The sequence below is a fragment of the Burkholderia sp. BDU5 genome, assembly GCF_001522845.1.
Lineage (GTDB): Bacteria > Pseudomonadota > Gammaproteobacteria > Burkholderiales > Burkholderiaceae > Burkholderia > Burkholderia mayonis.
The window spans coordinates 128,378-155,330 of the sequence record NZ_LOWC01000026.1 but is presented as its reverse complement, the minus strand read 5'-3'; the positions used below and the strand labels follow the sequence as shown (position 1 = coordinate 155,330).

The following is a 26,953-nucleotide window of genomic DNA, read 5'->3' as shown; positions in this document are numbered from 1 at the left end:
CCGGCCTCGCCGCGCAATCAACCGCCTTCGAACGATGCAGACTGCCCTACCTACCGCCGCGCCGGACAACCGGCGCATCGCGGACCGACTGCTCGAGGCGGCGCAGCTCCTCGACGCGCAGGGCGCGAATCCGTATCGGGCCGGCGCGTATCGCTCGGCCGCCGATACGATCGCGAGCCTCGGTCGCGACGTCCGTGAGCTATTCGACGCGGGCGGCATCGAAGCGCTCGACGCGCTGCCGCACATCGGCCTCGGCATCGCGCGCGCGATCGCCGAGATGCTGATCACCGACCGCTGGCGCCAACTCGATCGCCTGCGCGGCTCGGCAAGCCCGACGCTGTCGTTCCGAATGGTGCCCGGAGTCGGCCAGGCGCTCGCCGAGCGCATCCACGATGCGCTCCACATCGACACGCTCGAAGACCTCGAACTCGCCGTGCACGACGGCCGGCTCGCGACGGTCGAAGGGCTCGGTCCGCGACGGATCGCGGGCATCCGCGCAGCGCTCGAGGACTTGCTGAGTCGCCGGCGCGGCAGGCAGGCGCTGGTGCGTGGCGCGACGCCCGCGCAGGAGCCGCCCGTATCCGTGCTGCTCGACGTCGACCGCCTCTATCGCGAGAAGGCCGCGGCCGGCACGTTGCCGATGATCGCGCCGAAGCGGCTGAACCCGCGGCACGAAGCGTGGCTGCCGGTGTTGCACGCGACGCGCGACGACTGGCATTTCACGGCGTTCTATTCGCACACCGGACGCGCGCACGAGCTTGGCCGCACCGCGGACTGGGTGATCCTGTACTTCTACGACCCCGAACACGACGAGCATCAGCGCACCGTCGTCACCGAAACGCGCGGCGCGCTGATCGGCAGGCGCGTGGTGCGCGGGCGCGAGGCGGAATGCCGCGCGCATTATGCGGCCGGCGCGAACTCCACGCGCTGACCGCCGCCGTCGCGCAAGTCCGGCTCGCCGCAGTGCGCGAGAATCGCGCCGCGCGCGCGGTCGCGCAGCCGCGCCATCGCGCCGAAATCCGTGCCGTCGGGCCGGATCGGCGCGAGCATCGTCACGGTGATCTCCCCGCGGCGCGGCAGCCAATCGCCGTCGCGCAGCACGGCGCGCGCGCCGCTCACCACGACGGGCACCACCGGCCGCTGCGCGACGCACGCCGCGCGAAACGCGCCGAGACGGAACGCGGCGAGCCCCGCCGCGCGCGTGAACGTGCCTTCCGGGAAGAACAGCAGCGTATCGTCGGCGGCCGCCTGCGCGACGAGCCGCGCCTCGTCCTCGACGCTGCGGCTGTATTCGCGCCGCTCGACGAACCGCGTGCCGAGCGCGCGCAGGAAACGGCCGACGAACGGTCGCGTCGCGAGTTCGCGCTTCGCGACGAAGTGCACGGGGTGCGGCAGCAGCGCGAGCAGCGCAACGACGTCCATATAGCTCGTATGATTCGCGACGACGATCGACGGTCCGGCCGCGAGCGCGTCGGGATCGGCGATCAGGTTCGTGCGCACGCCGGCGAAACGCAGGAACGTATGGCACGCGTATGCCGCGAGAGTCCAATTGTCCTGAAGATCCTTCCGGTACGCGACGAGCACCCACAGCGCGGGCGCGAGCAGCGCCGCGAGCGCCCAGCAGTACAGCCCCCGGAGCACGTGTGCCGCGCGCCGCGATGCGCGCCGGCCGAACGGCGCGACGCTGCCGGCCGCCAGGTCGGCGAACTGCCGCCACGACGCGGGCGCCTGCGGCAGCCGTCCGGCATGGCGCTCGAACTGCTCGAGCGTCGCCGCGTGGCGAATCTTGCCGCTCGGCGTCTTCAGGATGCCGTGCGGCGCGACGACGCTCACCTGCTCGGCCGGCATTCCCCAGAGCGCGGCCGTCACGTCGTTGACGCTCGCGCGCAGACGCTCGCACGCGGCGTCATCGGTTGCGTCGCTCTCGACGAGAATCACGACGCGCTCGGTTCCGCTCACCGGATCGGCGCCGCCGCACACCGCGACGCCGCCCGTCACGACGCCCGGCAGCCGCTCGATCGCCTTCTCCAGCTCGTATGGAAAGAAATGCCGGCCGCCGCGGATGATCATGTCCTTCGCGCGTCCGGTAACGTACAGCTCGCCGTTGGCGACGTAGCCGAGATCGCCGGTATCGCGCCAGCTATCGTGGAACAGGCGCGCGGTCTGCGCGGGATTGCGGTAATAGCCGCGCGTCGCCGACGTGCCGCGAAACTCGATGCGCCCGACCTGCCGCTCGGCAACCTCGCGCTCGCCGTCATCGACGATCCGCAGCTCGGTGCCGTCGAGCGGATAGCCGCAGCTCGGCACGTCGAGCGCATTCGCGTCGCCGGGCGCGGGCGTCGCGCGGCCGCTCGCGTTGAGCGGTTCGCGCGCGATGCGATCGACCCACAGTCCGCGCGCCGGCGTCGGAAACGTCAATCCGAGCGTGTTTTCCGCGAGCCCGTAGACAGGCGCCAGCGCGCGCGCATCGAAGCCGCACGACGCGAAGCGCGCGGCGAACGCGCGCAGCGTGTCCGGATTGACGGGCTCGGCGCCGCAGAACGCAAAGCGCAGCGACGACAGATCGAATTCGGTCGGTTCGAGCGCGGCGAGACGCCGCGCGCAGCGCTCGTACGCGAAGTTCGGCGCAGCGGTGATCGTGCCGCGATACCGCGAGATCGCACGCAGCCAGAGCGCCGGCCGCGCGAGGAACGCGACGGGCGACATCACGATCGCCGGGATGCCGAAGTAAAGCGGCGCGAGCCACGCGCCGATCAGCCCCATGTCGTGATACAGCGGCAGCCAGCTCACGAGCACGTCCGTCGCGTCGACGCGCATCCGGTCGCCCATCGCGCGGATGTTCGCGAGCAGATTCGCATGACTGAGCATCACGCCCTTCGGCGTGCCGGTGCTGCCCGACGTGTACTGGAGCAATGCGACGTCGTCGGCGGCCGCGCGAAACGGCGGCAGATGCTCGCGGCCCGCGATCTGCTCGGGCGTGAACACGTGCTGCAGCGTGCTCACGCGCAGCTTCAGCAACTGCGCGATCGAGACGGCCGGGCGAAATGCGATCAGCGCCTTGATCTGCGCGTTTTCGAGGATCGGCGTGTGGCGCTCGACGTGCGCGTCGAGCTGCGCCAGATTGGCGGGCGGATAGATCGGCACCGGAATCGCGCCGCAGAACAGGATCGCGGCGAACGACACGAAGTAGTCGAGCCCCGTCGGCAGCATCAGCGCGACCGTGTCGCCGGGATCGATTCCGCGCTCGCGCAGGCCGTTCGCCATGCTCGACGCGCGCCAATACAGCTCGCCATACGTGAGCGGCGTCGCCGTCAGGCCGTCTTCGAGCAGCCGCAGATGGACGCGATCCGGATGACGCTCGGCATGCCAGCGCAGCGCGTCGATCAGCGTGTCGACGTCGACGGGCCATGCGGCGGCGGGCGACATCGACACGGCTTCGTCATCGGCGAAGGCCTGCGGTTGCGCGTGCGCGTGTGCGTCGGCCAGCACGCGCACGACGTCCGCGGGCGTCGCGGCGGATGCGAACACGTCGACCGGCAGGCGTACGCCGAACGCACGCTCGATTCGGTCGAACAGCTCCGCACGCGTCAGGCTGTCGAAGCCGAGATCGCGCTCGAACTGCGCGTCGAGCGTCGCGTGGCGATGGCCGTTCCGCTCGCCGTACAACTCCGCGAGCAACGCATCGAGCAACGCGAGCAATCGCGTTGCGTTCTCGGATAGGCGGTGCGTGTGTTCCATACTTGTCGCCCGTTGATTGATGAGGCTCAACGCACGCATCGGCGCGCGCCGGCTCGCTTCGCTTGCCTGACGCCGCGCTTTTCTGCGTTGCGTCGAATGCGCCGAACGCCGCGCGCGAGGCGGTCGGCGTGCGATGCCCCGCGTGAACGGCTGGCTGACGATGAGCGTGCGCCATCGCGCGACGCATGGCTTGCGTTGCATCAACAATGGGACGGAAACGCATGCGTTCCGTGCCGCATGCGAGATCGATCCGCCAAACAATGTGACGGTCGACAAAGGCATCATTCGTCGATCGCCCGACGACGTCATCACACGCTGCAATCGTCGTCCGACCACGCGCGAATCGCGCATGCGCCGCGACTCGCCGACGGTCACATCCGCTGTACGGCGGCCGACTTCGCGCACACGATCCGTTCGAGCAATTCACGGCCGCGCGACGTCAAGAGCGGCTCCCGTGCGACCGGCAGTCCGCGCGCCGTCGTCATCGCGAGTCCCATTTCGACGAGAGAAACGAATTCCGGGTCCGCCACGTCGACGTCTTCGGGCGAGCGAGCGATGCACAACAACGTCGAGAATTCATGCGGCGTCAACATGGTCATGTCTCCGACATCGAGCGGCGTCAGCCTGCGCCGGCCACACCGCCCTCGTTTCAACTGCGATGGGAAACTGCGTTCCATCGCACTGTGCAGGTCGGGACCGCGAAAGCAAATCGGCAATTGCGAGATAAGCACACAGCCGCTGTGCACCGACATGTAGGAATTTGCCGAATCCGCAGTCGATTCGATCGCGCAATGCGCTGCAGTTGTGCCACGGTTCGATCGATGCCATGCGCATGCCGATGCCAAACATCGACGTTTCAGAAACGCTTTCCTCGTTCCGACCCGCACCCGCCTGCGCGCACATGTCGCATCGTGCGCCGCGAGGCGATGAAAGCATGCGTTCCGTCGCGGCGCGATCGATTCACACGACCGAACCGGCCGGAACGCGTCGGCATGCCATTCGCGTCGACACGGCGTATCGCAATTCGTGGATCGCGTCGCCGGTACACATGCAAACGCGCGAGCAATGAGCGGATGCGGGAACTTGCGTGATCGTCGAGCACCGTGCATCGCATGCTTCGGATCACGAAGAACGGAAAGCGGCCTCGGCCTGTCTTCGCATTGCGCGAAAGCGCAGTCGTCCTACGGTATGAACAATTCGCAAAACAGCGCGCCGGCACGCCATTCGCGATTTCACCGATGCGATTGCGCGCGCAACGATCAGGATTGCGTAAGCATTCCGGCATAAAATTGAAACGTGGCGCTCGCATTTTGGCCACACGTCCGCCACCGGCGGGCGACGATCCCGATGATACGAACGAGAACCTGGAAGGCACGCGTCGCATCGCATGCCGCCGGGTATCGTCAGCGCCGCGCGGCTCGCTCGAAGCGGCGGTTTCGACTTTGCTTTTCAAGCCGTGGCGACCTGTCGCGACGCGTGCGACGCGCTCGGGGAAACCCGCTCGCCGCTTGGCGCGACGCAACGGCCCGGGGAACAAGCGTCCGGAGTTCGGCCGGCTCGCCAGATGCGTTCGCGCTTCGTCGCGACGCGGCGCGAACGCGTGCCGACTACCGAGACACGACGGCCATGGGATATTGGAGCTGCGAGACTTCACTGATGATCAAGCTGTTGATGGTCGACCGTCACGTCGTGCTGCGCGACGGCCTGCGACATATTCTCGAAAAATCGGGTGATTTCGAAATCGACGGGGAAGCGGGCGACGCGGCATCCGCATTCGAGCTCGTCAAGCACGGTCATGCCGATATCGCGATACTCGATCAGACCACCCTCGGCCGGGAATGCGCCGACGTGATCCATCGCATCCGCCAGGCGGCGCCGTCGATGCGCATCCTGTTGATGACCGCACAGACGAATCAGCGGCACGCGGCCGATGCGTTCCGGGCCGGCGCATCGGGCTACCTCACGAAGCAAAGCGGCTGCGAGGAATTGATCGCCGCGCTTCGCAAGATCGCCTCGGGCGGCGTGTACGTCAGCATGCATGTCGCCGAGCAACTCGCGGAGAACCTTCATTCGCAGTCGGACGCGCCGCTGCACGAGCGGCTGTCGAAGCGCGAATTCGAAGTGTTCCGCCACCTGGCGTCCGGCGACACGCCCGCCGAGATCGCGCAAGCGCTCGGGATCAGCGCGAAGACCGTCCGGATCTACAAGGCGCACGTGCTCGACAAGCTGGAACTGCCGAACGAATCGGCGCTCGTCCGCTACGCGATCGCGCATCAGATCGGCGAACCGTTGTGAGGGCGATCGACTCGAAAGCCGCGCGGCGGCCGCGCGACGATGCACGGCTGCGCGAACGCGACGACGCCATCGACGTTCGGAAACGCCGCGAGCCGTGCCGGCGCGAACCATGCGGCGATCTGCTTGATCACGGTCGCCGAGCAGTTCACCGACGCGAGGATGCCGATGAAGTTGCGCGACGCGACGCGTCCATCCGGACGACGCACGATGATGCCGTCGTTCGATCGCACGCGCACGCGTCTGCACGTCGTCGGCGCACATCCGGCGCAGACCGACAGCGAAGCGCTGTCGGTCAATCTGCACGTGAGCGCGCGCACGCCGCCGACGTTTCTCGCGCAAGCATTCGACGATCCAATCGCGCCGGACGACAACAGCCTGCCGATGGCGAGCGCGCTGCGCGCCGCGCAGGTACCCGGCGAGCTGCACGCGTGCCAGAGACGGGCGGCCATGGCTGGGGAATGGGCAAGCCGGGCAGCGTCGTGCACGCGTGGCCGGCGCTCTTCGAACAGCGGGCGCGGCTGAATCGACTTCTGCCATGACGCGATCGCGGGCGGCGCGCGACATGCCGCACGCCATCGCTCGCAGCAAGGCGAAGTAACGCCGCGTCGCACGTCGCGCGCCGTCACGTGCGCGACGCGCAACGACGCGGCGCAAGCCGCACGCATGCTCGGCTTGGCGCATGGCCCGCTTCCCCACGCCCCCGCCCGTAATGCCGCCGACATCCGCCTGTAATTTTATCGAAGGCACATCGCCTCCATAGCTTCATACCAAACTGGTCCAATGCAGCCGTTTCGTTTCCGGCGCACGGCGCGGCGCGCTCGTGACGCTAGCCCTTCCCGCGCAGCCGATTTCCGTCGCGAGATCCGCCACGGATTCGCGTCGCTCGAGCGGTCTTTCATTGGAGTCCTACCAGATGCTTCGTCGAGCCTTGATCGCCACCGCGTGCGTCGGATCAGCCATCGCCCTCTATGCGTGCGGCGACACCGACAGCGCGGCGCCCGTCACATCGCAAAACGCGTTGCAGACCGCGACGCCGATCAAGCATCTCGTCGTGATCTACGGCGAGAACGTGTCGTTCGACCACTACTTCGGCACCTATCCGAACGCCGCGAACCCGTCGGGCGAGCCGGCGTTCAGCGCCGCGTCGGGCACGCCGTCGATCAACGGCCTGTCGGGCCTGCTGCTGACCGCGAACCCGAACGCGACGAATCCGGCGAACGGCACGGGCGCGACGAATCCGTTCCGCCTCGACCGCACGCAGGCCGCGACGGCCGACCAGAACCACGCGTACACCGCCGAAGAGCAGGCGTACGATAACGGCCTCGCCGACCTCTTCCCGAAATACACCGGCAACGGCTCGAGCGGCGGCGCCGGCGCGTTCGGCACGACGGGCCAGGTGATGGGCTACTTCGACGGCAACACGGTGACTGCGCTGTGGAACTACGCGCAGCGCTTCGCGATGAGCGACAACGCATACACGTCGACCTACGGTCCGTCGACGCCGGGCGCGCTCAACGTGATCGCCGGCCAGACCGACGGGATGCAGATCGTGAAGACGTCGAAGGCCGTGTCGACGCTCGCGAAGACGTCGTACTACATCAACGACGGCCAGGGCGGCCTCACGATGATCAACGACGTCGACCCGGGCTTTGACGCATGCTCGAGCACGACCGACCAGGCGATGATGTCCGGCAAGAACATCGGCGATCTGCTGAACGCGCGGAACATCACGTGGGGCGGCTTCATGGGCGGCTTCAACCTGTCGACGACGAACGCGAACGGCACGACGGGCTGCAAGCGCAGCACGATCGCGACCGCGGTGAACGCGGCGACGTCCGACTACATCCCGCACCACAACTGGTTCCAGTACTACGCGTCGACCGCCAACCCGCAGCACACGCGCCCGAGCTCGGTCGCCGCGATCGGCGCGAGCGTCGAGACGGACGGCAAGACGGCCGAGCCCGCGAACCACCAGTACGATTCGGACGACTTCTTCGCGGCTGTGAAGGCGGGCAACTTCCCGTCGGTCAGCTTCCTGAAGGCGCCCGCCGCGCAGGATGCGCACGCCGGCTACTCGGATCCGCTCGACGAGCAACAGTTCGTGACGAAAGTCATCAACTTCCTTCAGCAGCAGCCCGACTGGCAGAACACCGCGGTGATCGTCACGTACGACGACTCGGACGGCTGGTATGACCATGCGTACACGAAGCCGACGCGCGCGTCGTTCGACGCGGTCGATCAGCTGAACGGCAACGGTGTGTGCGGCTCCGGCGCGGCGACGACGGGCGTAGGCGGCGGCGCCGTCAACGGCCGCTGCGGCCCCGGCACGCGGATTCCGTTCGTCGTCGTGTCGCCGTGGGCGAAGCAGAACTACGTGAGCCACGCGCTGATCGATCAGGCGTCGATCGTCCGCTTCATCGAGGACAACTGGCTGGGCGGCCAGCGGATCGGCGGCGGCTCGTTCGATGCGACGGCAGGCGACATCCGCGATCTGTTCGACTTCTCGGGCACGGTGAACACGACGCCGCTGTATCTCGATCCGACGCTCGGCACGAAGGTCGCGACGCCGCCCTCGATCTGACCGATCATCGGGCGTCGCGCGGCGCGCAACCGCTCGACGCGTCCGACCCGCAACCGGCCGGCGCGCACAGCGCCGGCCGCCGTCGTTCCGGCGGCGCATGCGCCGGATTTTTCATTCGCACGATGACGACCGAACGTTCCAGCATGGCCGAGCCGCTTTCCGCCCAGCCCGCCTCTTCTTCCCGCTCCAGCTCCGCCGGATCCGACCGGTCCACTCCGTTCGCCGAATCCGCCGCGTCGGCGCGTGCCGCCGCATCAGTCGACGCACCCCGCCGCAATGCGCGCGCCGTGCGTCACGCGCTGTCGCTCGCCGCGTTCGGCGCATTCGCATTCGCCGCATTCGCGCTCGCATTTCCCGAGCATGCGCCGGACGCGGTCGGCGCGATCGTCGAAGACCTGACGGGTGCGAATCCGCATCCGGTCGTGCTGCGCCGCCCGGCCGCCGAGCCGTTGAGCGTGGTCGCGCAGCTCGGCAAAACACTGTTCTTCGATCCGTCGCTGTCCGCGTCGGGCCGTCAGTCGTGCGCGTCGTGCCACAGCCCAGACCATGCATACGGGCCGCCGAACGATCTCGACGTGCAACTGGGCGGCGCCGCGCTGTCGCAGCCCGGCTACCGGCCGCCGCCGTCGCTGATGTATCTGTACCGTCAGCCGAACTTCAGCATCGGTCCCGACGCATCCGAGAACGACGACGCGGCGAGCGTCGCGCAGCAGGCCGCGTCGGCAGCGGGCGTCGTCCGCGCGCAGAAGACGGCGGGCGCCGACGCCGCGCCGCAACTCGTGCCGCAAGGCGGAATGTTCTGGGACGGCCGCGCGGATACGCTGCAGCAGCAGGCATTCGGTCCGCTGCTGAATCCTGTCGAGATGGCGAACGCGAGCATCGACGACGTCGCGCGCAAGCTCGCGAACGCGCGGTACGCGCAGCAGTTCCGGCAACTGTTCGGCCCGCGCATCTTCGACGACGCGCGTCTTGCGGTGTCCGAAGCGATGTTCGCGATCGCGCGCTACCAGGTCGAGGATCGGTCGTTCCATCCGTATTCGAGCAAATACGACCGCTGGCTCGAAGGCGACGCGCGCCTCACGCAGGCCGAGTTGCGCGGGCTGCGGCTCTTCGACGATCCGCACAAGGCCAATTGCGCGGGCTGCCATCTGTCGAAGCCGAGCGTCGACGGGCTGCCGCCGATGTTCACCGATTACCAGTACGAAGCGCTCGGCGTGCCGCGCAACCGCGCGCTCGCGCAGAACCGCAATCCGGCGTTCCACGATCTCGGCATCTGCGGGCCGTTCCGCGACGACCTCAAGACGCAGACGCAATACTGCGGGATGTTCGCGACGCCGTCGCTGCGCAACGTCGCGACGCGCCGCGTATTCTTTCACAACGGCGTCTATCACTCGCTCGATCAGGTGCTCGCGTTCTACAACGTGCGCAATACCGATCCGGGCAAGATCTATCCGCGCGACGCAAGCGGTCGCGTGCTGCAATACGACGACATCCCGCCCGCATACCGCGCGAACGTCGACGTCGCCGACGCGCCGTTCGACCGCAAGCCCGGCGATCGACCGGCGATGACGGAGCAGGACATGCGCGACATCGTCGCGTTTCTGAAGACGCTGACCGACGGGAAGCGCTGACCTTCACACGAAGCGCGGCGACGGAAATCGCGAACGATCGATTGCATTCACGATTTCCGTCTCGGCCGGCTCGAGAACCTGGGCCGCGTGCGACACGCTTCGGGCCCGCCGCATCGCACTCGCTTTCGTGCGCCGGATCGATCGCGGAACGGGGGCGTCTCCCGCTCGCCCCGCTCCGCGTTCGCGGCTTCCGCTCATCGACAGTCGACATGCGCAACCTACAAGACTTCCTGGTTGTTCCGCGCTTCGTACGGTTTCTATAACGTGCCTACGGTCGCCCGTCGCTCGACGCGTCCGTGCATCGCTCCACATCAATAAAACCATGGAGAATTCGACATGACGCAAAAATTCGTCGGTACGCACGTGGTCGGTCCGCGCGAGAAACTGCCGGCCAGCAAGCCGTGGACCAACACGCCGCTGACCGTCAAGATTCCGTTCCCGGCCCCGTTCACCACCAGGCCGATCGTCATCGCAAGTACGTTGCAGGATCCGAATCACACGCCCGCTTACCCCGACACGTTCGCGGTCACCGTGATCAGCGTCACCAACACCGATTTCACGGTCAACATCTGTCGCACCGATTATGTCGGCGCCGACTATACGACGAGCGGCTGGGGGCAGAATCTCCATCTGTCGTACATCGCCGAGACACCCGCCTGACGTGTCATCGCGCGCCGTGCTCGCGCCAAGCGATGCATAGCGCGTCGCTGCGCGGAATTCGGCGGTGCCCGTCGCATGCTCGATGCAACGGGCATTGCCGATCGTCACTGCGCGCCTCACGCTGTCGCCATATATGCGCGGCGCACCGTTCCTTCGATCCGTTTCCGCTTCATGCCTGACGTGCGAGAGGCGAAGCCGTCTTGCGCTCGGCGGATCATGCCTGCCTTCCGCGATCCGCATGCGGCATTCGGCCTGATACGCGGCGCGTCGTCGCACCGTCGGCGAGGACGATGCTATCGTCCGGTTCGATTCGGCGGATGCATGAGCAACTCGCTTCGAGCACGAAGAGCGTGCCGCCGAGCGGCACGTTGTAGACGGCGGCAAGCCCGGCGCCCGCGCCGCACGCGACCATCGCGCGCGCATCGCGTCGGGCTGCCTGCAGGCGATGCGCGAGCCACCCGGCCCACATCGCGCCGGTCTCGCGCGGCGCGACTTCGCGGCCGAGCGGCGAGCCGAGCGCAACCGTGACGATCCGCAGCAGCGCATGCACCATCGTGCTGACGACCGGCATCCGCGGATCGTCGGCGCGCACCGCGCGGCGGATGCTGACGAGCGGCGCGCCGAACCGGTACAGCGCCCACCAGCCTCCCCCTCGCGACGACGCCGCAGCCGATCAGCACGAGCATGCACCGCAGCGGCGGCGCGGCCGTCATGTCCTGCAGGAAGCGCTCGTCGCCGACGACTTGCGCGACGTCGTATCCGTACGCGACGTGCCGGATCGCATGCAGCAGCGGCGCGAGCAGCATCCCGCCGAGGCCCGCGCCGACGCCCGTCAGCAGCGTGACGGCCGCGAACTCGACGCGCGAACCGCGAGCAGCGGCGGGCGCGGCCGGAGCGGCCGGAGCGGCGGGAACGGACGAAGCGGATGCGATCGGGGTGGACATGAGCGATGACGAATCGAATGAGCGCGCGCATGCATCGACAAGCAAGCGCGACGGGAACGAATGGCACCATCGTATGCGCCGCCAGATCATGAAACGAATGGCTTTTTCTGATCCAGTGATGATTTCAGCGCATTCATTCCGGCGCGATGCGCCGCGGGCGCCTCACCGCACGCATGCGACGCGATCTCCCGCACCGCGCCGAAGCGACGTCTCGCTCGATGCGTCGGCACGACGACCCCCGCGTTTTCCCTGATCGCCGCGCGCTTGACTCCTCGCATCGCATCGACAACACTGCGTGACATGACAAGTGTGATCACGGATCACATATCAAACCCTGAGGAGTCCGTTTTGGCGCCGCGCATCGTCCCCCCCGCCCTCAAGGCCATCGAACAGGAAACGATGGCCGACAAGGTCTATCAGCAACTCCGCCAGGCGCTGATGAGCGGCCGCTTCGCTCCCGGCCAGGCGCTCAGCCTGCGCAGCGTCGCCGAGGCGGTCGGCTCGTCGACGATGCCGGTCCGCGCCGCGCTCACGCGTCTGCGCGCGGAGCGTGCGCTCGTCGACGGCCCGAACCGCGCGCTCGTCGTGCCGCCGATGACGGTCGAGATGCTGGGCGAGCTGCGCGACGTGCGGATCGCGCTCGAAGGCTGCGTCGCCGAGCGCGCGGCGACGCGGATGACCGACGCGCAGATCGCCGAAGTGCGGCGCATCTGCGAGACGATGAATGCGCACGTCGAAGCCGGCCGAAGCCGCGCGTACCTGCAAAGCAACTTCGCGTTCCACAGCGCGATCTACGCGCACGGCGCGAGCGAGAGCACGCGCGCGATCATCCAGAACCTCTGGATGCGAATCGGCCCGTTCCTGAACATGGTCGCGCTCGACGTCCCGCACATGCGGCGCTCGATGGACGCGCACCGCGCGATCGTCGACGCGCTCGAGCGCCGCGACGGCGCGGGCGTGCGCGCGGGCATCGCGCTCGACATCGGCGGCGCCGCGCACGATCTCGCCGCGACGCTCGCGGCCGAACGCGAACGACTCGGGCCGCGCCGGCTCGCGAACGAATAAGCGGTGCAGCCTTCGAGGCAAGCCGCGCGGCGCGCCGCCCGTCGCACATCCGGGCCGTCATCGGCGGCGCGGCGAGCGATCGACGATTGCAGATCGCCGAGAAAACCACGGCGACGTCACAAAAAAACCACAGACATCACTGGAGACAGACACTCATGGCCGCACTCGATCTACTGAAGCCATACGCCGGTCTGCGCGTACTCGTGACGGGCGGCGCGTCCGGCATCGGGCTCGCGATCGCCGACGCGTTCGCCGAATGCGGCGGCAAGGTTCACGTCTGCGACGCATCCGAGAAGGCGCTCGCCGGGCTTGCGGACCGCCCGTCGCGCGCCGCGCTCGGCACGACGCTCGCCGACGTCGCCGATCCGGCCGCCGTCGAGCGCGTGTTCGCCGACGTCGTGCAAACGCTCGGCGGGCTCGATGTGCTCGTCAACAACGCCGGCATCGCCGGACCGACGGGCGGCATCGACGAAATCGATCCCGCGCAATGGGAGCAGACGGTCGCGATCAACCTGAACGCGCAGTTCCAGTTCGCGCGGCGCGCGGTGCCGCTGTTGCGCGACGCGCCGCACGGCGGCGCGATCATCGCGCTGTCGTCGGTCGCGGGACGCCTGGGCTATGCGTTCCGCACGCCGTACTCGGCGACCAAATGGGCGGTCGTCGGCCTCGTGAAAAGCCTCGCGATCGAACTCGGCCCGCTCGGCATCCGCGTGAACGCGATCCAGCCGGGCATCGTCCGCAGCCCGCGGATGCGCCGCGTGATCGAAGCGCGGGCCGCGCAGCTCGGCATCGACTACGATCGGATGGAAGCGCGCTATCTCGAGAAGATCTCGCTGCGGCGAATGACCGACCCGGACGAGATCGCCGCGACGGCGCTGTTCCTCTGCTCGCCGGGCGGCCACGGGATTTCCGGGCAGGCGATTTCCGTCTGCGGCAACGTCGAGGCGCTCTGACGCGCCATCAACCATCGCCATTCACGGTCGAGCATCGAAAGGAGCCCTAACGTGGCCAGCACCCGCAAAGTCATCATCACCTGCGCGCCGACGGGCGCGATCCACACGCCGTCGATGTCGCCGCACTTGCCCGTGACGCCGCGCGAGATCGAGGAAGCGGCGGTCGCGGCCGCCGAAGCCGGCGCGGCGATCCTGCACCTGCACGCGCGCGATCCGGCCGACGGCCGGCCGACGCAAGACCCGGCCGTGTTCGCCGAATTCCTGCCGCGCATCAAGGCGCGCACCGGCGCGGTGATCAACATCACGACGGGCGGCAGCCCGCACATGACGGTCGCGGAGCGGCTGCGTCCCGCGCATCATTTCCAGCCCGAGGTCGCGTCGCTGAACATGGGCTCGATGAACTTCGGCCTCTATCCGATGCTCGAGCGGTTCCGCGAATTCAGACATCCGTGGGAACGCGAGCATCTGGAGAAAAGCCGCGACCTCGTGTTCAAGAACACCTTTGCGGACATCGAGACGATCCTGACGAGCTGCGGCGCGAACGGCACGCGCTTCGAATTCGAGTGCTACGACCTCTCGCACCTGTACAACCTCGCGCACTTCGTCGATCGCGGACTCGCGAAGCCGCCGTTCTTCATCCAGAGCGTGTTCGGCCTCCTCGGCGGCATCGGCGCGCATCCGGAAGATCTCGCGCACATGCGCCGCACGGCCGACCGCCTGTTCGGCGGCGACTACGTGTGGTCGATCCTCGGCGCGGGCAAGAACCAGATTCCGCTCGCGACGATCGGCGCCGCGCAGGGCGCGAACGTGCGCGTCGGCCTCGAGGATTCGCTGTGGATCGCGCCGGGCAAGCTCGCCGAATCGAGCGCCGCCCAGGTGCGCAAGATTCGTCAGGTGCTCGAAGGATTGTCGCTCGAGATCGCGACGCCCGCCGACGCGCGCGCGATGCTCGCGCTCAAGGGCGGCGACGCGGTCAATTTCTGACGACGCGCCGCCCGACCATTCGACACGCAAGCGCAGAAACGCGGCATCGGCGCAGGCCGATGCCCGGCAGGCCGCCTTTCGCCCCGCTCCCGACGAGCGCCGCCGGCGCGCGACCTGCGCATCTGCCCGTCATCTGAACGCGGAGCGCCGTGCTTGCCGTGCGCTCCGGCTCGTTCCCACCGGAGTCGCACCCATGTCCGCTCACCACGCCGAAGCCCTTTGTCCACCCGCCGGCGACGCCCGCACGTCGCTGAACCGCCTGCTGTTCCGCAAGCTGATGCCGCTCCTCATCACCGCATACGTGATCAGCTTCCTCGATCGCACGAACATCGCGTTCGCGAAGCATTCGATGGGCGTCGATCTCGGCATTTCGTCGGCCGCCTACGGCCTCGGCGCGGGACTCTTCTTTCTCACGTACGCGCTCTTCGAGATCCCGAGCAATCTGATCATGCATCGCGTCGGCGCGCGGTTCTGGATCACACGAATCATGATCACGTGGGGCGCGCTGTCGGTCGCGATGGCGCTCGTGCGCGGCGAAACGTCGTTCTATGCGATGCGCGTCATGCTCGGCGCCGCCGAGGCCGGGCTCTTTCCCGGCGTGATGCTGTATCTGACCTACTGGTTCGGCCGCGAGGAACGCGCACGCGCGACCGGCTATTTTCTGCTCGGCGTGTGCATCGCGAACATCGTCGGTGGCCCGCTCGCGGGCGCGCTGCTCGAACTCGACGGCGCGCTCGGGCTGCACGGCTGGCAATGGTTGTTCATGATCGAAGGCATTCCGGCGATCGCGCTTGCATTCGTCGTCTGGACCCGCCTGCCGGACCGGCCGAGCGACGCGCGCTGGCTCGCGCCCGAAGTCGGCCGCGCGCTCGAACGCACGCTCGCGAGCGAACAGGCGGAGGGCGCGTCCGCGCACGGGACGCATACGTTCGGCATCGCGCTGCGCGATCCGCAGATCTGGCTCGCGATCTTCGTGTATTTCTGCCATCAACTGACGATCTACACGATGATCTTCTTCCTGCCCGGCATCATCGGCGAATCGGGGCGCTTCACGCCCATCGTCATCGGCCTGCTGGCCGCGATGCCGTGGATCGCCGCGGCGCTCGGCGCGGCGACGCTGCCGCGCTTCGCACGCGACTCGTCGCAGTCGCGGCGGATGCTGTGCGCGGGGCTCGTCGTGATGGCGGCGGGACTCGTCTGCGCGGCGTATGCGCAGCCCGCGGCCGCGCTCCTCAGCGTGTGCGTCGCCGCGTCGATGTTCTTCGTCGTGCAGTCGATCGTGTTCACGTTCCCCGCGTCACGGCTGTCCGGCAGCGCACTCGCGGGCGGGCTCGGCCTCGTCAACACATGCGGCCTGCTCGGCGGCTTCGTCGGCCCGACCGTCGTCGGCACGATCGAGCAGGCGACCGGCAACGCGAAGAACGGCCTCGCGTTCCTCGCGATCGCGCTCGTCGTCGCCGCATTCGCGAGCCTGCGGCTCAAGCACGGGCACGAATGACGGCGCACGGCGGCGACGGAACGCATATGCCCCGCCGCCGTGCGTCAGCGTACGACCGGATAGTCGATGCGCTCGGGCACCCGGCGCATGATCACGTCGCCGCCGCGAATCGACAGCAGCGCCTTCGCCTGCCGCCGCAGCACTTCGTAGTCGTCGCTCGCGTCGAGCACGACGAGATTCGCGGGCCGTCCCGGCTCGATCCCGTAGCGCTCGCCGAGATGCATCGTCCGCGCGCTGTGGTCGGTGACGAAGTCGAGGCTGCGCGCGAGATCCTGATAGCCCATCAGGTGGCAGATGTGCAGCCCCGCGTCGAGCACGCGCAGGATGTTGCCGTTGCCGAGCGGATACCAAGGATCCCGAATCGAATCCTGCCCGAAGCACACGTTCATCCCCGCATGGTCGAGCTCGGCGACGCGCGTGACGCCGCGGCGCTTCGGGAACGTGTCGAAGCGGCCCTGCAAATGGATGCTCTCGGTCGGACACGAGATGAAGTTGATGTCCGAGCGCTTCAGCAAGCGGAACAGCTTCGAGCAATACGCGTTGTCGTACGAGCCCATCGCGGTCGTGTGGCTCGCCGTCACGCGCGCGCCGAGCCCGCGCACGCGCGCTTCCTCGGCGAGCACTTCGAGAAAGCGCGAGTTCGGATCGTCGGTCTCGTCGCAATGCACGTCGACGAGGCAGCCGGTGCGCTCGGCGAGATCCATCAGGAACCGGATCGAGCTCACGCCCTGTTCGCGCGTGTTCTCGAAGTGCGGGATGCCGCCGACGACGTCCGCGCCGATCTCGATCGCCTGCTCCATCAGCCTGCGGCCGCCGTCGAACGATTCGATCCCTTCTTGCGGAAACGCGACGATCTGCAGATCGATCAGGCCGCGCGCCTCGTCCTTCACTTCGAGCATCGCCTTCAGCGCGGCGAGCGTCGGATCGGTGACGTCGACGTGCGTGCGCACGTGCTGGATCCCGTGATCGCGCAGCATCGCGATCGCCGCGTGCGCGCGCGTCTTCGTGTCCTCGTGCGTGATCGTCGCCTTGCGCTGCGACCATCGCTCGATGCCTTCGAACAGCGTGCCGCTCATGTTCCATTCGGGCTCGCCCGCCGTCAGCACCGCGTCGAGATGGATGTGCGGCTCGACGAGCGGCGCAATCACGAGCCGGCCTTCGACGTCGATATCGTCCGCGCCCTGCGCGGCGACGCGCGCCGACTGCGGCGTGACGCTCGCGATCGCGCCGCCGTCGAGCGCGATGCTGAAAAGACCGCTGCGCTTGCGCAGCGTCGCGTTGATGAGCTTCATCAGAACTCCTGTCGTTGCGTGTCCGACATCCGCCACGCGAGCAGCGCGACGGACGCGTTCAACCGAAAATACGGATCGGCGAGCGATTGCCCCGACTGCGTCTCGATCCTGCGCAGCCGGTGATTGAGCGTGTTGCGATGGATCGCCAATTGCTCGGCCGTCTTGATCGCATTGCCGTTTTCCTGAAGCAGCGCCTCGAGCGTCTCGATCAGCATCGTCGGGTGCTTGCGGTTGCTGTCGAGCAGATTACCGAGCGTTTCCTTCACGAAGCTGTCGATCAGCGTCGGATCGGGAATCGCCGCAAGCAGCTTCAGCACGCCGAGCTCGCTGTAATCGCACAGGCCCTGCCCCGGCCGCATCCCTTCGGCGACGCCGAGCGCCTGCCGCGCCTCGGCGAGCCCGCGGCAGTAATGGCGCGCGGCGCCGACCGTCGACGAAATCCCGATGAACAGCGCGAGCGGGCCGATTTGCCGGCTCAGCGCGTCGCGCAGCGCGCCGAGCGCGAGCTTGCTCTTCCGAAAGCGCGGATCGTCGCACGGCAGCAGCAGCACGAACAGTTCGCCCTGCTCGACGACGGGCAGCGCGCCGTTCTCGTCGCGCAGCCAGTCGTCGAGACCGCGCTGGACGGTCCGCCGCGCATCCTGCAGCAGCGTCTCGGCCGCGGCCGGATCGCGGCCGTCGAAGAGCGCGGGCACGCCCGCGAGCCTGAGCGCGACGACGCGGCGCGGCCGGTCGAGCGCGAGCTGCAGGTTGCGCGCGCGATGGGCCGCGATGTCGATGCTCGGGTAATCGCCCGTCAGCAGCTGGTTGACGATGTCGCGCTGCGAGCGCAGCGTATTCTCGTGTCGCACGAGCGCTGTGCCGATCAGCTGCGTGACGATCACCATCTTCAGCAGATACGGCTGCTCGATCAGCGGAATCCCGAGCTGCTCGGCGAGCGCGACGACCGAATCGGGAATGCGGCGGATGAACGCCTCGCCCGTGAGGATCACCATCCCGGCGATGCCGCTCTTCGCGCCTTCGCGAATCAATTGCAGCAGGTTCGCCTCGTCGCGCGGATGATTGATCCCGGTGACGAACACGAGCTCGCCGCCCATCACCCAGTCGGCGATGCCTTCGTTCTCGGCGACGTAGTACCAGCGCACCGGCCGCTGCACGCCGCGCTCACCCGCGCGCAGCTCGAGCTCTTCGAGGCCGGGCAGTTGCAGGATCTCGCTGACGGTCAGACTCATCGCTTCACTCCCCCTGGATCGACGGCGCACGCGCGATGCGGCTCGCGACCTGCACGAACACGATGTAGCAGAGCGACGACGCGGCAATGCCGACGAGCGGCGCGATCCACGGCGACGCATACGCGAGCGCCGCGCCGATCGCATACGCGGCGAGCCCCGCGACGTTGAAGCGCGGCAGCGGCGCGGTCGCGATCGCCGGATAGCGGCCGCGGTGGCGATACCAGAAGTCCGCGAGGATCACGCCGCCGACGGGCGGGATGATCGAGCCGAGCAGGATCAGGAACGGAATCAACAGTTCGTACATGCCGCCGATCGCGAGCACGATGCCGACCGCCGCGCCGACGAGCGTCAGCGCGCGGCGACGCTCGGTGCGCAGCAAATGGCACGCGGCCGCCGACACGTTGTAGATCGTCGGCCCCTGGATCGTCCACAGGTTCATGCAGAGCATCACGACGGCCGCGATCGACAGCCCTTGCAGCATCATCACTTCGACGATGTCCGGCTGCTGATAGACGATCGCGCAATACGCGCCCGCGACGATCATCAGGCCGTTGCCGACGAAAAAGCCGATCATGCTCGCGGCGACGGCCGCGCGGCCGCTCTTCGCGAGCCGCGTCCAGTTGGTCGCCTGGGTCGCGCCGCTCGCGAACGTGCCGAACACCATCGTGACCGCGGCGGCGAAGCTCATCGGCTGCGTCGGCACGATCTTCGCGAGGCCGGGCCAGCCGCCGACGTCGCGCGTCGCGATCCACATCGACACGACGAGCAGCACGAACATCAGCGGCACCGACACGCGCGACAGCGCGTCCATCCCGCGATAGCCGACGATCGCGGTGATCGCGAAGCCGAACCCGAACAGCACCATCAGCGGCGTCGTGACCGACGCGGGCCAGCCGAGCAGCTTGACGAGCACGATTGCGACGGTCGCGGTGCCCCATGCATACCAGCCGAGCTCGGCAAAGCCGAGCAGGAAGTCGGACAGCTTGCTGCCGACCTCGCCGAAGCAGAAGCGCCCCATCAGCACCGAGTTCAGACCGCTGCGCGACGCGACGAACGCGAGCGCCGCCGCGTAGACAGCGAGCAGCAGGTTGCCGACAACCGCGACCCACAACATGTCGACGACGCGAAACGCGACGCCGATCTTGCCGCCCGCGAACATCGTGCCCGTGAAAAACGTGAAGCTGAGCAGCACCATCGTGATCGACAGCACGCCTTTGCGCTCGTGCGCCGGCACTTCGCTCAATGAGAATTCGCCCCGTGTCGCCATCGTTTATTGGTCTCCAGCATTCCAGCGTGAACGGATGATGCACGGTCAATAAGGCCGCCGCATCCCGATTCGGACAATCCATCCCGAAATCGAACTCGAATATTGCAAAGCGGACAATCTTCGTCATTCACCTTGCACAAGCGACGTGCATCATACCGCCACTCGGCCGCCATTCTACTGTGCAAATCGCTTAACGCGATAATGCGATTAAATGGAAGTATTTCGGGCCGCAATAACCGATTCACCTCTACGTTTAAAAATTGCCGATTATGTCTGAATTTTGACGGACATATTCCGTTGAAATCGGGCATGGCGTGCGTGCTGAAAAGCCCGCCGATAAACGTGGAGACGACGCCGGGCGGCGAACGTGCCGGGCCGCCGCGCGCGGCCGATTGCCCGCGAGACGGACATCGATTTGAAGACGAGGAACGACGCCGCGTTCTCGCGGCGACGCAACGGCGTGACGGTTTGACGCGGATAGACGAAACGATGCGCCGTGCGAACTGCACGCCGCATCGTCACGCCGCTTTCACTTCCAGCCTTCGATCGTCAGCCCGCTGCGCTGCTCGGCTTCTTCTCGCGAAACGCGGCGCACCGTCTGGCCGAACGTCCAGACATGTCGCTCAGGATCGCGAGCGCGGTACGTGCGGTCGCCGTAGAACTGATCGGCGGGCTCTTGCAGGATGACGGCGCCCGCCGCGCGGGCCCGCTCGCAATGCGCGTCGATGCCGGACTCGAGCTGTACGTGCACGCATTGCGTGTTCTTGCCGTCGAGCAACGACGGGCTGACGGCGAAGTCGCTCCAACCGCCGGCGCCGATCATCACGACGCTTTCGCCGAACGACATCTCGGCGTGCGCGATGCGTCCCTCCGCATCGTTGACGACCAGGCTGCGCGTAAAGCCGAACGCGCGTTCGAGCCATTCGAGCGCGACGCGCGGATCGCGGTAGAACACCGCACTGCTGAACGACGGACGACGGAATGTGGCATGCATTTGAACGGCTCCTTCGGCGTTGACGGGAAATCACTTTCGTCAAAGCCGCATGCCCTGTCAAGCCATAGATTCGGGCTCTGTCGCTCGACTGCGCACGCCGCGCCGCGCCGCCGGAATCGTTAGAAGCGCGTACGAAAACCGACTGCCGCGACGACCTGATTCCCCGTCGACGACGCGCCGCCCGCGGTGTTGATCATCGCCACGTAGTTGCGTCCCGATGCGTGCTGATACATTCCTTCGAGATAAACGTCGGTGCGCAGCGACAAACGGTACACGGCCTGCAGATCGACCTGATGCCATTTCGGATCGGAACCGTACTTGACGGTGTCGTCGACGTGGCCATCCGTATACGTGTACGCGGCGCCGACGCTGAACGCGGGCGTCACCTGGTACTTTCCGTTCAGCTCGTAGTTGTCGAAGCGGACCGTGCCGCCCGTCGAGCCGAACGACGCGGTGTTCTCGTATTCGGCGCGCGTGTATACGAAGCCGACCGTCGCCGGGCCGAACGCGTAGTCGACGCCGCCGCCGTACGAGCGCATCCGGTCCGCGCCGAGCGAGAAGCCGCCCTTGCCGTTCGCCGCCGGTTCGACGACGTCGACCGCGCCCGGGCTGCTCGCGGTCGCGCCCTTCGAGCCGTTGATCTGCAAGTAGCCGGCTGCGACGTTCAGCGGGCCGCGCGTGTAGCTTGCGCCGAAGCTGTATGCGCGGTTCGTCGCGAAATCGGTGCTGTTCGACATCGCGTACATGCCGCCGAACTTGAAGCCCGCGTACGTGTTGCTCGTGTACTTCAGCGCGTTGCTGATTCGCAGCGAGTGGTTCAGGTTGTCGTTGTCGAACGGATGCGCGAAGCTCGCGTCGCCGAACGTGCCCGCCGTCGCCGACAGCGGCGCGACGAAATCGACGAGCGAATCGTACTGCCGGCCGATCGTCAGGGTGCCGAAACGATTGTCCGACAGCCCGACGTACGCGAAGCGGCCGAACAGCCGGCCGTCCTGGCCGAGCTTGCCGTTTTCGTCGTTGAAGCCGTTCTCCAGCACGAACAGCGCCTTCAGGCCGCCGCCGAGATCCTCGGCGCCGCGCACGCCGAAGCGGCTGCCGTTGACGGCGCCCGTCGTCGCCTGCACGAGGCCGCCGTGCGCGTTGCCGCTCGCGACGTTGTTCGTATACATGATCCCCGCGTCGATCAGCCCGTACAGCGTGACCGAGCTCTGTGCGTGTGCGGCCGTCGCGGCCAGGACCCCTGCGGTCGCGCATGCAAACCGGATGTTTTTCACAACGAAACTCCTTGTTGATGGAAATGAAACGACTCGATCCGACGACGATCGAGTGTAGGGATTCGTCCGTCCCGGATCAGCGGCCCGGCGCGCAGCGCTTCTTTGCGCAGGCCGGAACGAACGGACACATTTCCGTCACGCAACCGCACCCCGATTGGCTGCGTGACGCGCCCTTCTGCTTTTCAGTGTTGTGCGATCTGGAAGGCTGCGTACCGGCGCCGCCGGTTTTTCCACGCGCGGCCGCTGCGTAGACTTTGCTTCGTCAGTTCGGATCGTCCATCGCGAACTGCATCGAATCGAATCACACTGGAGGTCATCTTGAAATCGATCGTCGTCACCGTTGCCACCGCACTCGTGCTCGCCGCACCGGTCGTCTCGTTTGCCCAATCAGCGAACGGCTCGCTCACGCGCGCGCAAGTCATTCAGGAGCTCGCCGATCTGGAATCGGTCGGCTATCAGCCGTCGCGCGGCAACGAGACGACCTATCCGGACGACATCCAGGCTGCGCAGCGCCGTCTCGAAGCGAAACGTCTCGCCGCGCGCAAGGCCGCCGAGTCCGCGCACGGTCCGGCTGTCGCGGGCGCCACGCAGGCCGGCAAGCCGGCGGCGAACGCGCAATAAGCGAGCGTCGCTCGGGAGACGTCGGGCAAGGAGACATCACGGAAGAAGAGGCGATGCGCGATGCATCGTCTCTTTGCTGTTTGCTGTTTGCTGTTTGCTGTTTGCTGTTTGCTGTTTGCTGTTTGCTGTTTGCCGCTTCATTATTTCGCTGCCTCGCCGTTGCATTGCGCAACCGGTCCACTCGCACATCGTTTCATCGCCTGGTCAATGACGATGCAATGACGACGCGAACATGCAGCGAATCCAACCCACCCTCGACCGCGCCGCGCAACGTCCCGCTCTCGACACGACAATGCAACACGCCAAGCCCGCAAGCGACACGATACGCGACGCGCCGCCGTCCATCCGGAACGGCGAGGCAGCGCGTCCCGCCGCCACCGAAAGCTCGATCAATGACTGAGCGCGTGCGTCGATTCGAGGCCGACGTCGAGCGCCACGGCGATCGTGCTTTGCGTCGCGTCGGACGCCTCCGCGCCGATCGCCGCCAGCATCGCTTCGTCGCGCGCAATCATCTTCGGCATGTGGAAGCGCAGCGCGTCGACCCAGGTCCGCACCTTTGCATCGATGAAACGGCGCGACGGATAGAGCGCATAGACGTTCATCTTCTGCAGCCGATGCGCGGGCAGCACGCGCACGAGATTGCCGCAGCGCAGGTCTTCGATCGCCGCATAGAGCGGCAGCATGCCTATGCCGATCCCCGCGCGGATCGCGACCGCGAGCGATTCGGCGGTATTGGTCTGCACCGGGCCGTCGACCTTGATCTCCTCGGTGCCGTTCGGCCCTTCGAGCAGCCATTCGTGCGTCGGGAACGCGGGCGTGCGCAGCGTCAGGCACGCGCCCCGCGCGAGATCGCGCGGGGCGCGCGGCGCGCCGTGCGCGCGCAGATACGCGGGCGTCGCGCACAGAATGCTGAACGTCGAGCCGAGCAGATGCGACACGAGCTCGGAATCGGGCAGCGACGACGCGGTCACGACCGCCATGTCGCTCGATCCGTCGAACAGGTCCGGCATCCGCTGCGACAGCGTGAGCTCGATCGACACGTCCGGATGCTGGCCGCGGTATGCGGTCAGCGCGGGCAATACGTAATGCTGGCCGATGCTCGCGAAGCTATGCATCCGCAGCACGCCGGCGGGTCGCTCGTGCGCGCAGCTCGCATCTTCTTCCGCCTGATCGACGTCCGCGAGAATCTGCCGGCAACGCAGCAGATAGCGCTCGCCGGCGGGCGTCAACGCGAGACGCCGCGTCGAGCGGTTCATCAGGCGCGTGCGCAGCCGGGCCTCGAGCTCGGACACCGCGCGCGACATCGCGCCCGTCGTCGAATTCAGCGATTGCGCGGCTGCCGTGAAGCTGCCTGCCTCCACCACGCGAGCGAACACCCGCATGTTCTGTAACGTATCCATTCGTGTCCGAAACATTCCGAAGAGTCGATATTGTCCTCCAGCGGGACACGCGCATTGTTGCCGCCACGGCAACTAAGGTTTCCCCGCAGTTGCGTTAATGCGCGGGCGCGCGGCTCCTACAATCGGCGCCTCTCCGGCCGGGACTGGCATCGTCGCGCAGGCCGGAGGCCCTCGATATGCGTCTGCCAGAAGCACTGCCACAAGCCATGAAGCACGAGCCCACGCTACAGCGAATCCTCATCGACCCGCAACGATGGCAGGAGCGGCTGCGAAGCGTCGGCAGGCTCGCGTGCGACTGGGCGGGCCGCGACGGCCTCGTCTGGCTGCATCTCGCGAAGACGGTCACAGCCGCGCTGCTCGCGATGGGCATCGCGATGCTGCTCGACCTGTCGCAGCCGCGAATCGCGATGACGACTGTGTTCGTGCTGATGCAGCCGATGAGCGGGATGGTGTTCGCGAAGAGCTTCTATCGCATCGTCGGCACGGGCGTCGGGCTCGCCGCCGCGCTCGCGCTGGGCGGCCTGTTCGCGCAGCAGCCGGAGCTCTACATGGCGGGCATCACGCTGTGGGTCGCGGGCTGCATCGCGGCCGCCGTGCGCAACCGGCACTTCCGCTGGTACGGCTACGTGCTCGCCGGCTATACCGCCGCGCTGATCGGCCTGCCCGCGGTGATGGCGCCGAACACGCTGTTCCTGTCCGCGCTCACGCGCGCGGCCGAAGTCGCGGTCGGCATCTTCTGCTCGGGCGCGGTCAGCGCGCTCGTGTTTCCCGTCAGCTCGAGCGACGCGCTGATGCGCTCGCTGAACGGCCGGCACGCCGATTTCGTCGCGTTCGCCGCGAGCACGCTGGCCGGCTCCGTCGAACGCAGCGATTTCGAGCGGCGCTTCGCCGATTTCGTCGACGGCATCGTCGGCTTCGAGGCGACGCGCGCGTTCGCATCGTTTGAGGATCCGCACATCCGCGCGCGCAGCCGGCGGCTCGCGCGACTGAACAGCGAGTTCATGAACGCGTGCGCACGGCTCCATGCATTCCATCAGTTGCTCAGGCGGCTGCGCGCGAACCGTGCGGTCGAAGTGCTCGCGGCGATCGCCCCGCACGTCGATGCGCTGCCGGCCGTGCTGTCCGCGCTGCGTGACGATCTCGCGCGGCAGCGCGCGGCGCAAGCGAGCGCGCCCGCGCCGGCGCTCGTCGAGCTGAGCGCGTATCTCGCCGCGCTGCCGAAGCGCGCGCGCGCGTCGCGGCGCGCGGTCGAGACGCTCGCGAGCGCCGGCGTGCTCGACTTCGACACCGCGATCGAGCTGCTCTACCGCTTCGTCGACGATTTCCTCGGCTATGCGGAGACACATGCGTCGCTCGCGCTCGACAGCCACGTGCTCGAGCGCTCGGTCACGCGCTACGCGGTGAAGACCAACCGCTACTTCGTCGGCTTCACGTTCCTGCGCACGCTCGCCGCGATGGGCGCGATGAGCGCGTTCTGGATCGCATCCGAATGGTCGAGCGGCGGGCTCGCGGTGATCGGCACCGCGATCGCGTGCGCGCTCAGCTCGACCGCGCCGCGCGCGAGCCGCTTCGTCGCGCAGATGGCCGCGGGCGCGGCGCTCGCGACGATCGCGGGCTATCTGTACATCTGCTACGTGTATCCGAACATCGATGGCTTTCCGCTGCTGTGCGTGACGCTCGCCCCCACGCTCGCGGCGGGCGCGTATCTCGCGACACGCCCCGGCAAGTCCGGCTACGGGATCGGCTTCGTCGTGTTCTTCTGCCTGCTCGCGGGGCCCGACAATGTAATCGCCTACGCTCCCGACGCGCTGATGAACAACGGGCTTGCGCTCGTCGCGTCGATGCTCGCCGCGTCGCTCGCGTTCGCGGTGATCTTCCCCGCAGAGATGCCGTGGCTCACCGGCCGGATCACGCGCGACTTGCGCCGCCAGGTCACGCTCGCGTGCGACGGCCCGCTGCAAGGCCTCGACCAGCGCTTCCAGTCGAGCTCGCACGATCTGATGTCGCAGCTGCGCAACCTGCTGATGAAGCGCTCGCGACGACATCGCGACGCGCTGCACTGGATGCTCGCGACGCTCGAAGTCGGCCACGCGGTGATCGACCTGCGCCGCGAGATGCAGTCGTTCACGGCCGCGCAGCCCGCGCAGGCGCTGCGCTGGACCGTCCTGATCGACGCGGTGCGCGAGGCGCTGCCGCCGCTCTTCGAGACGCCCGACGCGCATCGGCTCGCGCGCGCGCTGAAGTCGGTCAATCTCGCGATCCGCGCGGTCCAGCACACGCAGCACCTGTGGTATGCGGTGCCCGACGAGCGCCGGCAGATGCAGCGCATCGTGAGCTGCCTGCACTTCATCCGCTGCGCGCTGATCGACCAGGACGCGCCATTCAATCGCGGCGCGCGCGCCCGCGAGCGCGAGCGCGCAAGGCGCGGCTGACGCACCGAACGATCGTTGTGCGAAATGGAAAGAAGCTCCCCAGGCCGGCCGATTAATCCAATCCGATCCGAGTCATATAGTTTCATCACCGT

At 67.5% G+C, this 26,953-nt stretch carries 24 protein-coding genes and 3 pseudogenes; 15 read left to right on the top strand and 12 right to left on the bottom strand.

The annotated features are described in order from the left end of the window. The first annotated feature begins 34 nt into the window (after positions 1-34). Positions 35-931 carry a helix-hairpin-helix domain-containing protein gene (locus WS69_RS05075; protein ID WP_059469706.1) on the top strand — a complete coding sequence of 299 codons (897 nt, stop codon included), beginning with the start codon at positions 35-37 and terminating at the stop codon, positions 929-931. Here the strand turns inward: WS69_RS05075 and WS69_RS05070 are convergent. Then, on the bottom strand, positions 901-3,738 hold the full coding sequence (locus WS69_RS05070; RefSeq protein WP_059469724.1) for an AMP-binding protein: 2,838 nt from the start codon (positions 3,736-3,738) through the stop codon (positions 901-903). The genes WS69_RS05075 and WS69_RS05070 overlap by 31 nt on opposite strands. A 371-nt stretch (positions 3,739-4,109) precedes the next feature. Continuing rightward, positions 4,110-4,331, bottom strand: a complete 222-nt coding sequence (locus WS69_RS05065) for a hypothetical protein (RefSeq protein WP_059469723.1) — start codon at positions 4,329-4,331, stop codon at positions 4,110-4,112. Between the two features lie 167 nt (positions 4,332-4,498). Between WS69_RS05065 and WS69_RS05060 the strand changes: the two genes are divergently transcribed. Next, a complete protein-coding gene (locus WS69_RS05060; RefSeq protein ID WP_059469705.1) occupies positions 4,499-4,807 on the top strand; it encodes a hypothetical protein in 309 nt (102 codons plus the stop codon). Between the two features lie 587 nt (positions 4,808-5,394). Further along, complete coding sequence (locus WS69_RS05055; protein ID WP_059469704.1) at positions 5,395-6,033, top strand: response regulator; 639 nt, start codon at positions 5,395-5,397, stop codon at positions 6,031-6,033. Between the two features lie 2 nt (positions 6,034-6,035). Here WS69_RS05055 and WS69_RS30140 read toward each other — a convergent pair. Beyond that, a pseudogene (locus WS69_RS30140) lies at positions 6,036-6,233 on the bottom strand (UxaA family hydrolase); the annotation flags it as partial. Here WS69_RS30140 and WS69_RS05050 point away from each other — a divergent pair. Both WS69_RS05050 and WS69_RS05045 read left to right on the top strand, forming a co-directional pair. Next, positions 6,184-6,572 (top strand): annotated as a pseudogene (locus tag WS69_RS05050) (alpha/beta hydrolase); the annotation flags it as partial. The pseudogenes WS69_RS30140 and WS69_RS05050 sit on opposite strands and share 50 nt — an antisense overlap. 374 nt (positions 6,573-6,946) lie before the next feature. Beyond that, a complete protein-coding gene (locus WS69_RS05045; RefSeq protein WP_059469703.1) occupies positions 6,947-8,614 on the top strand; it encodes a phospholipase C in 1,668 nt (555 codons plus the stop codon). A gap of 4 nt (positions 8,615-8,618) precedes the next feature. On the opposite strand, the gene WS69_RS05040 is transcribed toward WS69_RS05045, so the two are convergent. Then, on the bottom strand, positions 8,619-8,828 hold the full coding sequence (locus tag WS69_RS05040; protein WP_059469702.1) for a hypothetical protein: 210 nt from the start codon (positions 8,826-8,828) through the stop codon (positions 8,619-8,621). A 73-nt stretch (positions 8,829-8,901) separates the two neighbouring features. Between WS69_RS05040 and WS69_RS05035 the strand changes: the two genes are divergently transcribed. Together WS69_RS05035 and WS69_RS05030 are read left to right on the top strand one after the other, a co-directional pair. Continuing rightward, on the top strand, positions 8,902-10,245 hold the full coding sequence (locus tag WS69_RS05035) for a cytochrome-c peroxidase (protein WP_059469701.1): 1,344 nt from the start codon (positions 8,902-8,904) through the stop codon (positions 10,243-10,245). 336 nt (positions 10,246-10,581) lie between these two features. Further along, the gene (locus tag WS69_RS05030; RefSeq protein WP_059469700.1) at positions 10,582-10,905 is read left to right on the top strand and encodes an H-type lectin domain protein; all 324 of its coding nucleotides are present in this window, start codon (positions 10,582-10,584) and stop codon (positions 10,903-10,905) included. 334 nt (positions 10,906-11,239) lie between these two features. Here WS69_RS05030 and WS69_RS05025 read toward each other — a convergent pair. Together WS69_RS05025 and WS69_RS32950 are read right to left on the bottom strand one after the other, a co-directional pair. Further along, positions 11,240-11,849 (bottom strand): annotated as a pseudogene (locus WS69_RS05025) (chloride channel protein); the annotation flags it as partial. 86 nt (positions 11,850-11,935) lie between these two features. After that, entirely contained in the window at positions 11,936-12,166 is a 231-nt protein-coding gene (locus tag WS69_RS32950) for a hypothetical protein (RefSeq protein WP_156437942.1), read from the bottom strand. Positions 12,167-12,197: 31 nt separating this feature from the next. Between WS69_RS32950 and WS69_RS05020 the strand changes: the two genes are divergently transcribed. The 4 genes from WS69_RS05020 (at position 12,198) to WS69_RS05005 (ending at position 16,349) form a co-directional block, all read left to right on the top strand. Beyond that, positions 12,198-12,914: a GntR family transcriptional regulator gene (locus WS69_RS05020; protein WP_059469699.1), complete on the top strand. Its 717-nt coding sequence runs from the start codon at positions 12,198-12,200 to the stop codon at positions 12,912-12,914. A 155-nt stretch (positions 12,915-13,069) separates the two neighbouring features. Beyond that, positions 13,070-13,867: an SDR family oxidoreductase gene (locus WS69_RS05015; protein ID WP_059469698.1), complete on the top strand. Its 798-nt coding sequence runs from the start codon at positions 13,070-13,072 to the stop codon at positions 13,865-13,867. Between the two features lie 51 nt (positions 13,868-13,918). Further along, entirely contained in the window at positions 13,919-14,851 is a 933-nt protein-coding gene (locus WS69_RS05010) for a 3-keto-5-aminohexanoate cleavage protein (RefSeq protein ID WP_059469697.1), read from the top strand. Between the two features lie 193 nt (positions 14,852-15,044). After that, positions 15,045-16,349, top strand: coding sequence for an MFS transporter (locus WS69_RS05005; RefSeq protein ID WP_059469696.1), 1,305 nt, complete (start codon positions 15,045-15,047; stop codon positions 16,347-16,349). A gap of 44 nt (positions 16,350-16,393) precedes the next feature. Here the strand turns inward: WS69_RS05005 and codA are convergent, their stop codons facing one another. From codA to WS69_RS04975, 5 genes are all read right to left on the bottom strand, one after another. Then, positions 16,394-17,641 (bottom strand): cytosine deaminase, encoded by a 1,248-nt coding sequence (gene codA, locus WS69_RS05000; protein ID WP_059469695.1) that lies wholly within the window; start codon positions 17,639-17,641, stop codon positions 16,394-16,396. After that, positions 17,641-18,873 (bottom strand): PucR family transcriptional regulator, encoded by a 1,233-nt coding sequence (locus tag WS69_RS04995; protein WP_059469694.1) that lies wholly within the window; start codon positions 18,871-18,873, stop codon positions 17,641-17,643. The genes codA and WS69_RS04995 overlap by 1 nt, the downstream gene beginning before the upstream one ends. 4 nt (positions 18,874-18,877) lie before the next feature. Further along, positions 18,878-20,140 (bottom strand): cytosine permease, encoded by a 1,263-nt coding sequence (gene codB / locus WS69_RS04990; protein WP_059469693.1) that lies wholly within the window; start codon positions 20,138-20,140, stop codon positions 18,878-18,880. A 529-nt stretch (positions 20,141-20,669) separates the two neighbouring features. Next, positions 20,670-21,134: a VOC family protein gene (locus WS69_RS04980; protein WP_059469691.1), complete on the bottom strand. Its 465-nt coding sequence runs from the start codon at positions 21,132-21,134 to the stop codon at positions 20,670-20,672. Between the two features lie 119 nt (positions 21,135-21,253). After that, on the bottom strand, positions 21,254-22,408 hold the full coding sequence (locus WS69_RS04975; RefSeq protein ID WP_059469690.1) for a porin: 1,155 nt from the start codon (positions 22,406-22,408) through the stop codon (positions 21,254-21,256). Between the two features lie 17 nt (positions 22,409-22,425). Here WS69_RS04975 and WS69_RS35450 point away from each other — a divergent pair, with 17 nt between their 5' ends. The 3 genes from WS69_RS35450 to WS69_RS32945 all read left to right on the top strand — a co-directional run bounded on the left by WS69_RS35450 (position 22,426) and on the right by WS69_RS32945 (position 23,429). Beyond that, positions 22,426-22,659: a hypothetical protein gene (locus WS69_RS35450; protein ID WP_059469689.1), complete on the top strand. Its 234-nt coding sequence runs from the start codon at positions 22,426-22,428 to the stop codon at positions 22,657-22,659. 67 nt (positions 22,660-22,726) lie between these two features. Further along, positions 22,727-23,029: a DUF4148 domain-containing protein gene (locus WS69_RS04965; RefSeq protein WP_059469688.1), complete on the top strand. Its 303-nt coding sequence runs from the start codon at positions 22,727-22,729 to the stop codon at positions 23,027-23,029. A 232-nt stretch (positions 23,030-23,261) separates the two neighbouring features. Next, entirely contained in the window at positions 23,262-23,429 is a 168-nt protein-coding gene (locus WS69_RS32945; RefSeq protein WP_156437940.1) for a hypothetical protein, read from the top strand. Here the strand turns inward: WS69_RS32945 and WS69_RS04960 are convergent. After that, entirely contained in the window at positions 23,419-24,429 is a 1,011-nt protein-coding gene (locus WS69_RS04960; protein WP_059469687.1) for a LysR family transcriptional regulator, read from the bottom strand. The genes WS69_RS32945 and WS69_RS04960 overlap by 11 nt on opposite strands. 206 nt (positions 24,430-24,635) lie before the next feature. Here WS69_RS04960 and WS69_RS04955 point away from each other — a divergent pair, with 206 nt between their 5' ends. Further along, a complete protein-coding gene (locus tag WS69_RS04955) occupies positions 24,636-26,861 on the top strand; it encodes an FUSC family protein (RefSeq protein ID WP_059469686.1) in 2,226 nt (741 codons plus the stop codon). Positions 26,862-26,953 lie beyond the last annotated feature (92 nt).